We start from the raw sequence: 13,385 nt of genomic DNA, 5'->3' as shown, positions 1-13,385 counted from the left end.
CGCCGGCCTGTTCCGCGTTTAACGCCCGGCGGCGGGATTCCCGGTCAGTCCCGTCCGGCTTTGCGGATCTGATGCTCCATCACCTTGGACTGGAAGGCGCCCACCACTTTGTTTTTCAGGTCCGTGGGCACCCGGACCATGCCCTCCTGCGCCACGGAGGCCACGTGCTGCCCCGCCTGGTTGAAGATCTTCCCGGTCGCCAGCCCGCGGGCACCCTGCGCGCTCGGTGACTCCTGGACATACAGCAGCCACTCGTCCACGCGCGCGGGGCGGTGCCACCACATCGCGTGGTCGAGGCTGGCCACGTTCATTCCGGGGGTAATCCAGCTCAGGCCGTGGCGCCGCAGGATGGACTCTAGAAGGGTGTAATCACTGGCATATGCCAGCGCCGCCCGGTGCAGGTTGGGGTTCTCCGGCATTGGCCCGAAAGTCTTCATCCAGACTGCATTGCGCGCTTCCCGCTGGCCCTTGGCGGAGACGTACAGCGGCGGATCCACATGCCGGATATCGAAAGGACGCTCGTAAGCCCAGTGCCGCGCCACGGGATGGTCGAATTTGCCCAGCAGGTCGGCGGTACTGGGCAGGGACTCGGGGTCCGGGATGCCGCTGGGCATCGTGGACTGGTGCTCAATCCCTTCATCCTCGCCCTGGAAGGAGGCAATCATCGACAGGATGGGCGTGCCTTCCTGGTAGGCGTGGACCCGGCGTGCCGAAAAGGACCGGCCGTCCCGGAGCCGCTGGACGCCGAAGGTGATCGGCTTGTTGGCGTCGCCCGGGCGCAGGAAATAGCCGTGCATGGAATGCACAAAACGGTCGGGGGCCACAGTCCTGATGGACGCGATGAGCGACTGCGCCAGCACCTGGCCGCCAAATACCCGGTGGTGGGGCTGCTGCTGGGAAGGTCCCAGGAAGATGTCCTCATCCGTCCGTGCCCCCTCCAGCTCACCAAGGTCAAGGAGGGAGATGAGTGATGCGGTGGGGTCTTCGCTGGGGAGCGCCAGCAGTTCGGCGTCGGCTTCAGTCATGGTTCGACTCTAGACGGCACCCCGGCACTGCTCAACAAAGCCCCAGCCGGTAGTGTTCTTGGTGTGTCTGATCTCCTCACCTCGTCCTTCCGTTTTGCCGACTCCCAGGACCTCGCCGACCTGAAGACCTTCGCCACGCGGGCAAAAGCCATTGACGACGGCGCCATCCGGCTTCAGGCGGCAGGTTCCGTCCTCGCCGCGTATGTGTGCGTGCTCCGGCCGAGGCTTTTGGGCGAATCGACCCCGACGATCCTGGGGCTGCGGACCATGGCCCTGGCAGAACCCTCCGCGACCGATGTGACGGTGGCCCTGTCCGCTGTCCTGGACCGTTTGGCCCGCGCCGGCCAGGACGACATCGAACTGCCCGTGCCGCCGTCCACCATCACCGAGTCCTGGACAGGAGTGGGCGCCCCGCGCAGCGGCTGGGAGCTGATCGGCTCCCGCTCCGACGCCGGGTTGCGGGAAGCAGCCGAGGCCGGCATTGCCGAGGTAGCCGGAATCGTGCCGGACAAGCCCGGCGCGCTGATCGTCAATAACGCCCGCTCTGCGGTGTGGGGCAGGGAACTCGATGAGTCAGGGCTGCCCGCCGGAGCCGCCTTCGCAGCACTGGCCCTGGGATTCCTGGCCGACGGCGACCAGAAGCTCTACCGGGCCGGCCGCTGGTTCCGCCTCACGGGTACCCGTGGCCACGTCCTGACGCGGACCGGCAGCGGACTCCTCTAGTTCCCGGTCACTCCGTGACGGGTCAGGGTGCAGAGGGACTGTTCACCATGGACAGCGCAGCGCGCTCCATGTAGTCCCACAGGGTGCCCTCGTACAGCGGCGGAAGTGCCAGGGCGTCCACGGCGGTCCGCATGTGGAACAGCCAGCGGTCCTTGGCCTCTGGAGTCACCTTGAACGGCATGTGCCGCATGCGAAGCCGGGGATGGCCGCGCTCCTCGCCGTAGGTGGTGGGCCCGCCCCAGTACTGCTCAAGGAACATCAGGAAGCGCCGCTTCGCCGGCTCAAGGTCTTCCTCTGGATACATCGGCCGCAGCACCGGATCTGTCGCCACGCCGTCGTAGAAGATGTCGATCAGCTTCACGAACGTCTCGTGCCCGCCCACGGCATCGTAGAAGTTGTCCGTGTAGCCGGGCTTGCTGAACGGATCGTTCTGCATCAGCTGAGGCCGCTGCGGCTCGATGGGGATCGTCATCGCTATTCTCCGGCTTTCTGCTCGGTCTTCGTGTTCTCGGCACCGTGGTCGGAGCCCTGGTCCGTGGTGCCGTCCGGCGACTCGTGCAGCGGCACATACGTACCCTGCGAGCGGTTGCCCACACGCAGGATCTCACCGTTGCGCAGGTACCAGATGGCGCCGTCGTCGGACCGGACCCGGGTGATCCGGAGCCCCATGGATTCCACCACGCCCACCACCTCGCTGGTCTCGATCACATCGCCAATGCCGAACTGGTCTTCAATCGTAATGAAGATACCTGCCAGGAAGTCACGGATCAGCTGCTGGGCGCCGAAGCCAATGGCCACACCCAGGATGCCGACGCTGGTGAGCAGGGGCGCGATATTGATGTCCAGGTTCTGCAGCACGTACATGCCGGTGATGACCACCACCAGGACTCCCACGATGCTGTTCAGCAGCGAACCGATGGTTTCCGCACGCTGTACGCGCCGTTCATGGTCCAGCGCCCGGAAGGCCGGGGCGGCCCACCGGAACGTGGGTTTCTTGAAGAAGTTGCTGCCTGCCGCCACGCGTTTGGTGATGCGGGAGATGACGAAGGTGGCCACCAACCAGACGGCAACGCCGACGCCGAGGCTGATCACGATGCCGGTGACGCTGATGCCGTCGGGCTCGCTGGCGGCGGAAGGAAGGATGGACAACGTGCTGACCATAAGGGGGGAGTACTCCTGCTGTGCCGGGAAGGGGGGGCCGTGCTGCCGGTTACGCCCGGCGCGGACGGCTCTGTTCTCCTTCAACACTATCGCCGTAGCCTCTCAACATGCGCATCCTTGTCCTCGGCGGAACGGCCTTCCTCTCCGCAGAAATCGTCCGCAGCGCGGTGGCGGCCGGGCACGATGTCACCTGCCTGGCCCGCGGCTCCGCGGCTGTTCCGCCGCCGGGCGCATCCTGGCTGAGGGCCGACCGTTCACTGGGCGCGAACGCCTACGCGGATGCGGAGGGGGAATGGGACGCGGTGGTCGACGTCGCCCGCGACCCGGTGCCTGCCACCGAGGCGCTCGAGGCACTCGCGGGCCGTGCAGCACACTGGACGTTCATTTCCAGTTGCTCCGTGTATGCGGACGCTTCGGTTCCCGGCGCGGACGAGGACGCGGAGCTTCTTCCCCCGCTGCCGCCCGGAAAAGAATCAACAGGGGAAAACTATGGGGAGTCGAAGGTGGCAATTGAGCATGCCAGCGTCGCGGCAACCGATGGCAGGGTCCATCTGTGCCGTGCCGGTCTGATCGCCGGACCAGGGGACAGCTCGGACCGCTACGGCTACTGGCCCGCCCGCTTTGCCCGGGACGCCAAGCCCGTCGTCGTTCCGGCCATCGCAAACCACCCGGTCCAGGTCATCGACGTCCGCGACCTGGCAGCCTGGATCCTGCTCGCCGCAGAGAAGGGCATAACCGGGCCGCTGAATGCCGTGGGAGGCCAGGTGCCTTTCGGGACGTTTATTGCGGCTTGCAGGGACGCCGCGGACCACCGCGGCCCGGTGATCCCCGCAGCGGAAGCCTGGCTGGCCGGCCAGGGCGTCAACTACCGGATTCACTGCCGCTGTGGCTTCCGCCCGGGCACGGTGGCTTCATGGCCCGGAACAACAGTGCAGCAATTAACGCCGGCCTGCAGCTCCGGCCCTGGCAGGAAACGCTGGCGGGGACGCTGACGGACGAGCGCACGCGCGGACTCGACCGGCCCCGAAAAGCAGGCCTGTCCCCGGAGGCTGAGGCTCGGCTGGCCAAGAAGCTGTCCCGGAGCCTTTAAGTCCGGCATCAGGCCGTGAGCGTCACGGGTTCATGCTCCACCGGAAAGTTCACGCTGCGGGCAATGAAGCACACCTGGTTCGCCTCATGGTGCAGCCGGCCGGCCAGCTCCACGTGCGCCGGATCCGCCACAGTAACCGTCGGGCGCAGCGTGACACTCTCGAACTGGCCGCTGCCGTCCCGGTTCAGCTTCAGCATCCCGGACGCCTCGTCGCGGTAGTCCGTGACCACCACGCCGTGCTTCACGGCCACGTGCAGGTAGGAGAGCATGTGGCACTGGGCCAGGGCCGCAAGGAGCAGCTGCTCCGGGTTGTAGCGCTCCCTGTTCCCATGGAAAGTGGGGTCCGCCGAGCCCTTCAGGACCGGCAGCCCCGGAATAAGGATGTCGTGGTCCCTGGAGTAGCCCCGGTAGGACGCCGTCCCCTCACCGGTATTGCCGGTCCATTGGACGGTCAGCCCGTACCGGTGTTCGCTGAGTCCCATCCGGCGCTCCTATGCTTCGCCCGGGAGGACATCAGCCGCACGGGCGCGCAGGGCCCGGGCAACGCCGTCGCGGTTTTCCAGCATCATTCGCCGCAGCGCGGCGCTGGCCGGCGGAAGCGCCGCCAGGAAACCATCCGTGCGGTCGATGGTCGCCTGGGTGGTCAGCAGCGCAGGGTAGAGGCCGACGACGATCTGCTGGGCCAGTGCGTGCGTGCGGGTGTCAACGATGCCCGGCACGGCCTCGAAGTACTTTTCGGCGTAGGGTTCCAGCAGGGAGCGGTCCAGTACCCGCATGAAGCCGGTAACCGCCGAGCCCTGGAGCGCGTTGGACAGCTCGCCCTTGACCACGATGGAGTCCCAGGCCGCTGCCTTGGCTTCGGGGGTGGGGATGGCTGCCTTGGCCAGGGCCGCGGCATTTTGGCCGCTGGAGGTGTTGTCGCGCTGGAGTTCAGCGTCGATGCCCTCCTGGCCGAGGCGGCCGCCGGCCACCAGGGACGCCACCAGTTCCCAGCGGAGGTCCTGGTCCACGGCCAGCCCCTCCAGCGTGGCCGAACCTTCCAGGAGACCCGTCACCCGGTCCAGCTGCGACCCGCTGCGTGCAAGCAGCGCAAAGGTCTTGACGAACTGCAGCTGCGCATCGGATCCACCGGCAACCCCGGACGCCAGGTCCCACAGCCGGTCCGCCGCCGCCACCGTAGTGGCTTCCCGGTGCTTCTCCGCCACATAGAAATTCAGGGTAGTGGCCAGCTGGCGGAGCTGGACCAGGATCACAGAGGAATCCGACTCCGCCGCCACATTGGCGAGGACCAGGTCAACGTACCGACGTGCCGGGGTCTCGCCGTCGCGGGCCGCGTCCCAGGCCGAGTTCCAGACCAGGGTCCGCGGCAGGCTCTGGCTGAAGTCCTTCAGGTGCGCCGTAGCCGTCAGCAGGGATTTTTCGTCGAGCCGGACCTTGGCATAGGCGAGGTCGTCATCGTTGACCAGGATCAGGTCCGGACGAGCGAGCCCCACCAGGCCGGGCACCTCGGTGCGTCCGCCGTCGACATCCAGCTCCTCGCGGTGCACCCGCTCAAGCTTGCCGGAGCCACTGAGGTTGTAAAAGCCAACGGCCAGGCGGTGGGGGCGGATGGTTGGCCACTCGTCCACGGCCGACTGGACAATCGAAAAGGACGTGAGGCGGCCCTCGCCGTCCACCTCAAGCTCCGGCTTCAGGGTGTTCACACCGGCGGTTTCCAGCCACTGCCGGCCCCAGTCGTCAAGGTCGCGGCCACTTGCTTTCTCCAGCTCCACCAGGAGGTCGCGCAGTTCGGTGTTCTGCCAGGAATGCTTGGCAAAGTACTCACGGACGCCGGCCATGAACTGTTCCGGGCCCACCCACGCCACCAGCTGGCGGAGGACGGAGGCGCCCTTGGCGTAGGTGATGCCGTCGAAGTTGACCTCCACATCCTGGAGATCGTTGATCTCGGCGAAAATAGGATGCGTGGTGGGCAGCTGGTCCTGGCGGTAGGCCCAGGACTTCTCCACGGAGGCGAAGGTGGTCCACGCGCTGGTGAAGGACGTCGCCTCCACCGCCGCGAGGTGGGACATGTACTCGGCAAAGGACTCGTTCAGCCACAGGTCATTCCACCAGCGCATGGTGACCAGGTCCCCGAACCACATGTGGGCGAGCTCGTGGAGCACCGTGATGGCCCGGCGCTCAACCTGGGCGTCCGTGACCTTGCTGCGGAAAATGTAGCCTTCCAGGATGGTCACCGCGCCGGCATTTTCCATGGCGCCGGCGTTGAACTCCGGAACAAACAGCTGGTCGTACTTCTCGAACGGGTAGGGGCAGCCGAACTGCGCCTCGAAGAAGGCGAAGCCCTGCCGGGTGAGCTCAAAAATGTTGTCCGCGTCGAGGTACTGCATCAGCGACTTCCGGGCGAAGACGCCCAGCGGAATGGTCCGCCCGTCGGAGCTCACCACTTCGCTGCGGATGGACTGGTAGGGGCCGGCGATCAGGGCCGTGACGTAGGAGGACAGCCTGGGCGTGGGGGAGAAGGACCAGACAGAGCGGGCGCCGCCGTCATCGCCGGGCGTGGTTTCCACCGGTGCCGGCGTGGGCGAATTGGAGATGACGTCCCAATGCGAGGGTGCGGTCACCGTGAAGGTAAAAGTCGCCTTCAGGTCGGGCTGTTCGAACACGGCGAACATCCGGCGGGAATCCGGAACTTCGAACTGTGTGTACAGGTAGACCTCGTTGTCCACCGGGTCCACGAAGCGGTGCAGTCCTTCACCGGTGTTCATGTACGGCGCATCGGCCACGACAGTGAGCTCGTTCTGCTCAGCGAGGTCCGGCAGTTGGATCCTGACGCCGTCCGCCACGGTGGCAGGATCCAGGCTCCTGCCGTTGAGGGTGATGCTGTGGACTGCGGAGGTGACGGCATCGATGAAAGTGGAGGATCCGGGCCTGGCGCTGAACTTCACGGTGGTGCTGGTGCCGAACTCGTCTGCGCCCCGGGTCAGGTCCAGGCTGACATCGTAGGACTCCACGGAGATCAGTTGGGCACGTTCCTTGGCTTCAACGCGCGTGAGATTCATACCTGGCACAGTGGGCCCTCCAGAAAGATTGCGTCTGCGCAGCTGGCGGTGCCCAGCGGCGGCACTGCTCATTCTTGCATTCCCTGGCCCTTGGGCACGTAGCGCGGCTCACAGCGGATGGGGAAAAGGGGCAGGACGCCAGCTGCCTGCTGCCGGAGTAGCGTTGGAGCATGGGCAAGCTTATTGATTCGGTGGACGCCAGGGCGCTGCGTTTCGCCGCAGGGTTCCCGGTGCTCCTGGCCGCCGGTTTTGTCGTATGCGCGTTCCTGCTCCGGCCGGACCTTCCGGAGCCGCTCGCCATCCGGTGGACGGACGACGGCGGCGCGGCCTTTGCGCCCTTCGGCACCTATGTGGGCGTGGGCGCGGCGGCGATCGTGGTGGCGGGCTGGCTGGTCCTCTCCCAGGCCGTGACTCTTAACCGGCCGGCAATCATGCGCCGGATAATGATGGGCGCCGGAATGTTCCTCAGCCTTTTCGTCACCAGCGCCCTCGCCGCAGGCCTGGTGGGGCAGGCAGGACTGGCTGACGCCCGGGAGTCCCACGTGGACATGACCGTCCTCGCCCTCGGCAGCGGTGCGGCCGTGTCGCTTGGCGTCATCATTGCCTTCGTTTTCAAGGCCGACCAGCAGTGGTCGCTCGACGATGACCGCGCGCTCCAGCTGGCCCTGGCCAAGGAAGCGGACCCGGACCTGGCACGGGACAGTATCCGCTTCTGGGTGCACGCCCGCAGCTCGGTCTTCATCATGATCGCCATAGCGTCACTGTTTCCCTCGGCGCTCATTACCGTCGCCGTGCCCTGGCTCGGGATGCTCCTTGTGCTCCTTGCGGTGGTGGGCGCCGCCTTCCTGTTCGCGCGGGTCAAAGCGGACCGCAAGGGCCTGAAGGTCCTCCTGGCCGGCATCGTGCCGGTCATGAACGTGCCGGCGGGAGCCATCTCCGGCGCCACCGCGGCAGATGTGAAGGCGGCAGACTATGGCGGGTGGGGCTACCGGCACCACGGTGGAACTTCGGCAATGCTCGTCAGCAGCGGTCCCGCCGTCGTCGTCAGCAGGACTGACGGCCAGCGCCTCGCGGTGAGCGGCGGCAGCCCCGCTTCCGCTGCCAGGCTGGCCGAGGTCCTGACCCGTGTGGCCGCAAGGGCGCGCGGCGGAGGCGGAAGCCAGCCACCAGCCGCTCCGCCGGAGTCCTAGTATCCTTGACCCTGTTGTCCTGACCCTGGCCTGCGCCGTCCCGGCCGGCTGCCGGCGCCCCAACCGAACGGATTCTGCTCGTGACTTCTTCCCCTGCCTTCCCGCGGGTCCACATCGCCACCGACCATGCAGGCATGGAGCTCAGCGCCCACCTGGTGCAGCACCTGTCCGCCAAGGGATATGAGGTGGTGGACCACGGTCCTAAGGCCTACGACGCGCAGGATGACTACCCGTCGTTCTGCATTAATGCCGCCCTTGCGGTGGTTGCGGACCAGCAGGCAGGCGTCCACGCACTGGGCATCGTCCTCGGCGGCTCGGGCAACGGGGAGCAGATTGCCGCCAACAAGGTCAAGGGCGTTCGTGCGGCACTGGCCTGGAACCACTCCACAGCCGTCCTGGCCCGCGAGCACAACGACGCCAATGTTGTTGCCGTGGGGGGCCGCCAGCACACAGTGGAGGAAGCAACCGGGCTCATTGAGGCCTTCCTGGCGGAGCCCTTCAGCAACGACGAACGCCATGTGCGCCGCATCGGCAAGATTGCCGCCTACGAAACAACCGGCGAGGTCATCGAGTAGTGCCTGAAGGGCATTCCGTCCGTCGGCTCGCGCGCCAGTTCGGGGACGTCTTCGGCGGCCGCCGGCTGAGTGTGTCCAGTCCGCAGGGCAGGTTCAGCGCAGGCGCCGCGCTGCTGGACGGGCACACCCTCCTCGCGGCCGACGCGCACGGCAAGCACCTGTTCCTGCACTTCGACAACGCGCTGGTGCTGCATGTGCATTTGGGGCTGTACGGGGCCTGGAGCTTTGGCGGTGACAGCACCTTCGCCGGTTCTTCCAGCATTGGAGCGCCGCGCCGCGTGGGGGAGCGGGAAACCTTTGCGGAAGGAAGCGACGACGGCGCAGGCGCGGGCAGCGACGGGGACGGCTCCTATGCCGGACCGCCGGCTCCGGTGGGTGCCGTCCGGGTCAGGCTGGCCAGCAGCAACGGCTGGGCAGACCTGCGGGGTGCCACCACATGCGAGGCCATCACCCTGGCCGAGACTGACGTGGTGCGGGCTCGGCTGGGGCCTGACCCGCTGGTCAACCGCAGGGGTGATGCCGGCCGGTTCGCCGCCAACCTCCAAAGCCGCAAGGCACCCGTGGCTGCGCTGCTCATGGACCAGAAAATCATTGCCGGCGTGGGGAACGTCTACCGCGCGGAAGTCCTGTTCCGGCGTCGGCTGGACCCCTGGCTGCCGGGCAACAACCTCCAGGACGGTGAGGCACGGAAGCTGTGGCGCGACGTCGTCTCCGTGATGAACGATGGCGTCGCCGACGGCAGGATCATCACTACGACGCCCAGGTATTGGACGGGAAACGGCAGGGCGGCCAAACCCGCAGCCGAAGCCGCCGCGATGAAGAGCGGAACCTTCCCCGCCCGGGACAACGCGCATTTTGTGTACAAGCGTGACGGATTGCCCTGCCGGGTCTGCGGCACCACGGTGCTGGCCGCAGAACTGGTGGGCCGCAAGCTCTACTGGTGCCCGTACTGCCAGAGCTGAACAGGGCACCGCCGGCTTACGGCAAACCGAATCGGGGCACTTCGACGCGGACACTCCGGCCACAGACGCTGATTGGGGCCCCGGCGCCGTCAAAGTGCCCCGCGATGGCCTGCCGGCACGGCGTGTTGGCGATACACAAAAAGGCGCGATACACGAAAAGGCCCCTCAGATGAGGGGCCTTTTTGTGTCTGGAGGGGACGACGGGAATCGAACCCGCGTAATCAGTTTGGAAGACTGAGGCTTTACCATTAAGCTACGTCCCCGAAGAAGCTGCATCTGCAACATTAGCAGGCCTGCGACTTCGGGCTGGCTGTTCAAGCCGGATACAACTAAACCTAATCCATGGCCTACGTGTCAAATGTGCAAACTCGGCGCGTATGACCGTAGACTTGCCTGTGCACTTACGGGGTGTAGCTCAGCTTGGCTAGAGCGCCTGCTTTGGGAGCAGGAAGTCGCAGGTTCAAATCCTGTCACCCCGACTCTGCGGCCCGGACCTGTTGGCCTGGACAAAACATTGCGTTTGCAGAAACCCATCCCACAAACCCAGGAGTACTTAGACCGTGAAGAGCGCTGTCGAGAACCTCACCCCCACGCGGGTCAAGCTCAATGTTGAGGTCCCCTTTGAGGAATTGAAGCCCAGCATCGACTCGGCCTACAAGACCGTTGCTTCGCAGATCCAGGTCCCTGGCTTCCGTAAGGGCAAGGTACCTGCAAAGCTCATCGACCAGCGCGTTGGCCGCGGCTACGTCCTGGAGACTGCCATCAACGAGGGCCTCAACGGCTGGTACCAGACTGCCGTGCAGGAATCCGGCATCCGCCCCCTGAGCCGTCCCGAGGTTGAGATCACCGAGGTTCCGGACCCGTCGGCTACGGACGGCGGCCTGAAGTTCGCCGCCGAGGTGGACGTCCGCCCCGAGATCGAACTCCCGGACTACGCCGGCATCAAGGTTGAGGTTGCAGCCGCCGAGTCGTCCGAAGAAGACGTGGACAAGGCCCTTGACGAACTCCGCGGCCGCTTTGGCACGCTCAAGTCGGTCGAGCGCCCCGCTGCTGACGGCGACTTCCTCACCATCGACATCACCGCAACCATCGACGGCGAAGAGGTGGACTCGGCTGCGGGCCTGTCTTACCAGGTTGGCGCCGGCACCATGCTCGACGGGCTCGATGAAGCCGTCACCGGCCTCAGCGCCGATGAAGATGCCATCTTCAACACCACCCTTGTGGGCGGCGACCACGCCGGCGAAGAGGCCCAGGTCAAGGTTGTAGTGAAGGCCGTCAAGGAGCGCGAACTCCCCGAGGCCAACGACGACTTCGCCCAGCTGGCTTCCGAGTTCGACACCCTGGCCGAACTCCGTGAAGACCTCGCCAAGCAGGCCGCCGACTCCAAGGTAGTGGAGCAGGGCGTAGAGGCCCGCGACAAGGTCCTGGACAAGCTCGTTGAGCTCGTTGAGGTTCCCGTCCCGGACTCCGTGGTCGAAGAGCAGCTCGAGGCCCACTTCAAGGAGGGCAACGGACACGGTGAAGGCGAGCACGACACCGAGGAACACCGCGAAGAGGTCCGCGCCAACACCGCCCGTGCCTTCCAGAACGAAATCATCCTCGACGCCATTGCCGAGAAGGAAGAAGTCAACGTCAGCCAGAACGAGCTGATCGACTACATCGTCACCACGGCCAGCCAGTACGGCATGGACCCGAACCAGTTCGCCCAGATCATCGACCAGAGCGGCCAGGTGCCCATGATGGTCTCCGAGGTCCGCCGCCGCAAGGCGCTGGCCGTTGTCCTTGGCCAGGCCGAGGTCACCGACACCGAGGGCAATGCCGTTGACCTCAGCGACTTCGTACGCCCCGGCGGCGAAGAGGAAGCTCCTGCAGCCGAAGCTGTGGAAGCTGAAACCGCAGAGGCCGCCGCTGACGAAGACAAGGCAGAGGCCAAGGCCTAGGCTCTAGGACGCGCCGCCAAAGGGCCCCCGGATCACCCGATCCGGGGGCCCTTTGCGTTAATATCCGGCCACTGCCCGCCCGGCCCGGCCGATCGTGCGCCGTCAGCGAACAGCCGCGGGTGTGCGAACAAAACGCCGGTGAAACCGGTTAGTGTCCAAGTAGTGATTTTCAGTGATGTCACCGTCACCAGCGAGAGGTTAGTACACATGTCACAGCACCCAGAGTCCCCCCGGATGGCGACTGTCGATCCTGCAGCCCAGGACAACTACATCTACAACCGGCTCCTCAAGGAGCGGATCATCTGGCTCGGCTCAGAGGTGCGTGACGACAACGCCAATGCCATCTGCTCGCAGCTGCTGCTCCTGTCCGCAGAGAACCCGGACAAGGACATCTACCTTTACATCAACTCCCCGGGCGGCTCCGTGACCGCCGGCATGGCCATCTACGACACCATGCAGTTCATCCCGAACGATGTCGTGACGGTTGCTACCGGCCTGGCTGCATCCATGGGGCAGTTCCTGCTCTCGTCCGGTACCAAGGGCAAGCGCTACGCCACCCCGAACGCCCGCGTCCTGATGCACCAGCCCTCGGGCGGCATCGGCGGCACCGCCTCGGACATCAAGATCCAGGCGGAGCTCATCCTGCACATGAAGAAGGTTATGGCCGAGCTGACCGCCGAGCAGACCGGGCAGACCGTGGAAACCATCCTCAAGGACAACGACCGTGACAAGTGGTTCACGGCGACCGAAGCTCTCGAGTACGGCTTCTTCGACAAGATCGCCGCCCACGCCGGTTCGGTGTCCGGTGGCGGCGGAACCGCGAATGCCTCCTCCGGCGAGTCAGCGTCCGAGAAGTAACCCGGCATTTAGAACACTTAGATCAGGAGCACCAAAAATGAACTACAACTTCGGATCGACTGCCGGTAACCTTCCGACCAGCCGCTACGTCCTGCCCCAGTTCGAAGAGCGCACGCCGTACGGCTTCAAGCGCCAGGACCCCTACACCAAGCTTTTCGAGGACCGCATCATCTTCCTCGGTGTCCAGGTGGATGACGCCTCCGCGGATGACGTCATGGCGCAGCTGCTGGTCCTGGAGTCCACCGACCCCGACCGCGACATCACCCTCTACATCAATTCGCCGGGCGGTTCCTTCACCGCCATGACGGCGATCTACGACACCATGCAGTACATCCGCCCGGAGATCCAGACGGTCTGCCTTGGCCAGGCCGCAAGCGCCGCTGCGGTCCTGCTGGCGGCCGGCACTCCCGGCAAGCGCCTTGCCCTGCCCAACGCCCGCGTCCTGATCCACCAGCCGGCGCTGTCCGGCGGCCAGGGCGGCCAGGCATCAGACCTCGAAATCCAGGCCGCTGAGGTCATGCGGATGCGATCCTGGCTCGAAGACACGCTTGCCCACCACTCGGGACGGACCTCGGAGCAGGTCAACAACGACATCGAGCGCGACAAGATCCTCACGGCTGCGGAAGCCCAGTCCTACGGCCTGATCGACCAGGTCCTGGATTCGCGCAAGATCAAACCGCAAGCAATCACACGGTAAAGTAGTGGGCCGGTGGAGCCAATCATTTGGCCCCACCGGCCTTTTCCTTCCACGCTGGGAAGCGAATGTGACCTAGAGTGGATGTTGTCACAACCGGTCCATGCA

General features: G+C 65.7%; 12 protein-coding genes, 2 tRNA genes and 1 pseudogene. 9 read left to right on the top strand and 6 right to left on the bottom strand.

All coding sequences use genetic code 11. The features are described 5' to 3' along the window. Window positions 1-44 precede the first annotated feature (44 nt). The gene (locus ABRP28_RS06620; RefSeq protein WP_350002515.1) at window positions 45-1,025 is read right to left on the bottom strand and encodes an acyl-CoA thioesterase II; all 981 of its coding nucleotides are present in this window, start codon (window positions 1,023-1,025) and stop codon (window positions 45-47) included. Between the two features lie 63 nt (window positions 1,026-1,088). Between ABRP28_RS06620 and ABRP28_RS06615 the strand changes: the two genes are divergently transcribed. Continuing rightward, complete coding sequence (locus tag ABRP28_RS06615) at window positions 1,089-1,748, top strand: hypothetical protein (RefSeq protein WP_350002514.1); 660 nt, start codon at window positions 1,089-1,091, stop codon at window positions 1,746-1,748. A 22-nt stretch (window positions 1,749-1,770) separates the two neighbouring features. Here the strand turns inward: ABRP28_RS06615 and ABRP28_RS06610 are convergent, their stop codons facing one another. Both ABRP28_RS06610 and ABRP28_RS06605 read right to left on the bottom strand, forming a co-directional pair. Beyond that, window positions 1,771-2,220, bottom strand: a complete 450-nt coding sequence (locus tag ABRP28_RS06610; protein WP_350002513.1) for a globin — start codon at window positions 2,218-2,220, stop codon at window positions 1,771-1,773. A 2-nt stretch (window positions 2,221-2,222) separates the two neighbouring features. Continuing rightward, a complete protein-coding gene (locus ABRP28_RS06605; RefSeq protein ID WP_350002512.1) occupies window positions 2,223-2,909 on the bottom strand; it encodes a mechanosensitive ion channel domain-containing protein in 687 nt (228 codons plus the stop codon). Window positions 2,910-3,016: 107 nt separating this feature from the next. On the opposite strand from ABRP28_RS06605, the pseudogene ABRP28_RS06600 reads away from it, so the two are divergent. Then, window positions 3,017-3,999, top strand: a pseudogene (locus ABRP28_RS06600) (NAD-dependent epimerase/dehydratase family protein). Window positions 4,000-4,007: 8 nt separating this feature from the next. Here the strand turns inward: ABRP28_RS06600 and ABRP28_RS06595 are convergent. Beyond that, a complete protein-coding gene (locus ABRP28_RS06595) occupies window positions 4,008-4,481 on the bottom strand; it encodes an OsmC family protein (RefSeq protein WP_350002511.1) in 474 nt (157 codons plus the stop codon). A 9-nt stretch (window positions 4,482-4,490) separates the two neighbouring features. After that, window positions 4,491-7,058, bottom strand: a complete 2,568-nt coding sequence (gene pepN, locus ABRP28_RS06590) for an aminopeptidase N (protein WP_350002510.1) — start codon at window positions 7,056-7,058, stop codon at window positions 4,491-4,493. Between the two features lie 170 nt (window positions 7,059-7,228). Here pepN and ABRP28_RS06585 point away from each other — a divergent pair, with 170 nt between their 5' ends. The 3 genes from ABRP28_RS06585 to ABRP28_RS06575 all read left to right on the top strand — a co-directional run bounded on the left by ABRP28_RS06585 (window position 7,229) and on the right by ABRP28_RS06575 (window position 9,785). Next, window positions 7,229-8,248 carry a hypothetical protein gene (locus ABRP28_RS06585; RefSeq protein ID WP_350002509.1) on the top strand — a complete coding sequence of 340 codons (1,020 nt, stop codon included), beginning with the start codon at window positions 7,229-7,231 and terminating at the stop codon, window positions 8,246-8,248. 80 nt (window positions 8,249-8,328) lie between these two features. After that, the gene (locus ABRP28_RS06580) at window positions 8,329-8,823 is read left to right on the top strand and encodes a ribose-5-phosphate isomerase (protein ID WP_231455978.1); all 495 of its coding nucleotides are present in this window, start codon (window positions 8,329-8,331) and stop codon (window positions 8,821-8,823) included. Continuing rightward, window positions 8,823-9,785 (top strand): DNA-formamidopyrimidine glycosylase family protein, encoded by a 963-nt coding sequence (locus tag ABRP28_RS06575; protein ID WP_350002508.1) that lies wholly within the window; start codon window positions 8,823-8,825, stop codon window positions 9,783-9,785. The genes ABRP28_RS06580 and ABRP28_RS06575 overlap by 1 nt, the downstream gene beginning before the upstream one ends. Window positions 9,786-9,974: 189 nt before the next feature. Here the strand turns inward: ABRP28_RS06575 and ABRP28_RS06570 are convergent. Next, window positions 9,975-10,048, bottom strand: a tRNA-Gly gene (locus tag ABRP28_RS06570). A 141-nt stretch (window positions 10,049-10,189) separates the two neighbouring features. On the opposite strand from ABRP28_RS06570, the gene ABRP28_RS06565 reads away from it, so the two are divergent. From ABRP28_RS06565 to ABRP28_RS06550, 4 genes are all read left to right on the top strand, one after another. Continuing rightward, window positions 10,190-10,264 (top strand) — tRNA-Pro (locus tag ABRP28_RS06565). Between the two features lie 81 nt (window positions 10,265-10,345). Continuing rightward, window positions 10,346-11,725 carry a trigger factor gene (tig, locus tag ABRP28_RS06560; protein WP_350002507.1) on the top strand — a complete coding sequence of 460 codons (1,380 nt, stop codon included), beginning with the start codon at window positions 10,346-10,348 and terminating at the stop codon, window positions 11,723-11,725. Window positions 11,726-11,959: 234 nt separating this feature from the next. Then, entirely contained in the window at window positions 11,960-12,583 is a 624-nt protein-coding gene (locus tag ABRP28_RS06555; protein WP_350002662.1) for an ATP-dependent Clp protease proteolytic subunit, read from the top strand. A 37-nt stretch (window positions 12,584-12,620) separates the two neighbouring features. Further along, window positions 12,621-13,280 carry an ATP-dependent Clp protease proteolytic subunit gene (locus ABRP28_RS06550; protein WP_231455973.1) on the top strand — a complete coding sequence of 220 codons (660 nt, stop codon included), beginning with the start codon at window positions 12,621-12,623 and terminating at the stop codon, window positions 13,278-13,280. The last annotated feature ends 105 nt before the right edge of the window (window positions 13,281-13,385 follow it).

The organism is Pseudarthrobacter sp. WHRI 8279, from assembly GCF_040224115.2.
Lineage (GTDB): Bacteria > Actinomycetota > Actinomycetes > Actinomycetales > Micrococcaceae > Arthrobacter.
The sequence above is the reverse complement of the archived record's forward strand: the minus strand, read 5'-3'. Positions and strand labels throughout refer to the sequence as shown.

Coding starts and splice junctions, on each gene's coding strand:
- ABRP28_RS06620 (WP_350002515.1), bottom strand. CDS start 1,025: ATGACTGAAGCCGACGCCGAACTGCTGGCGCTCCCCAGCGAAGACCCC.
- ABRP28_RS06610 (WP_350002513.1), bottom strand. CDS start 2,220: ATGACGATCCCCATCGAGCCGCAGCGGCCTCAGCTGATGCAGAACGAT.
- ABRP28_RS06605 (WP_350002512.1), bottom strand. CDS start 2,909: ATGGTCAGCACGTTGTCCATCCTTCCTTCCGCCGCCAGCGAGCCCGAC.
- ABRP28_RS06595 (WP_350002511.1), bottom strand. CDS start 4,481: ATGGGACTCAGCGAACACCGGTACGGGCTGACCGTCCAATGGACCGGC.
- pepN (WP_350002510.1), bottom strand. CDS start 7,058: ATGAATCTCACGCGCGTTGAAGCCAAGGAACGTGCCCAACTGATCTCC.
- ABRP28_RS06585 (WP_350002509.1), top strand. CDS start 7,229: ATGGGCAAGCTTATTGATTCGGTGGACGCCAGGGCGCTGCGTTTCGCC.
- ABRP28_RS06555 (WP_350002662.1), top strand. CDS start 11,960: ATGGCGACTGTCGATCCTGCAGCCCAGGACAACTACATCTACAACCGG.
- ABRP28_RS06550 (WP_231455973.1), top strand. CDS start 12,621: ATGAACTACAACTTCGGATCGACTGCCGGTAACCTTCCGACCAGCCGC.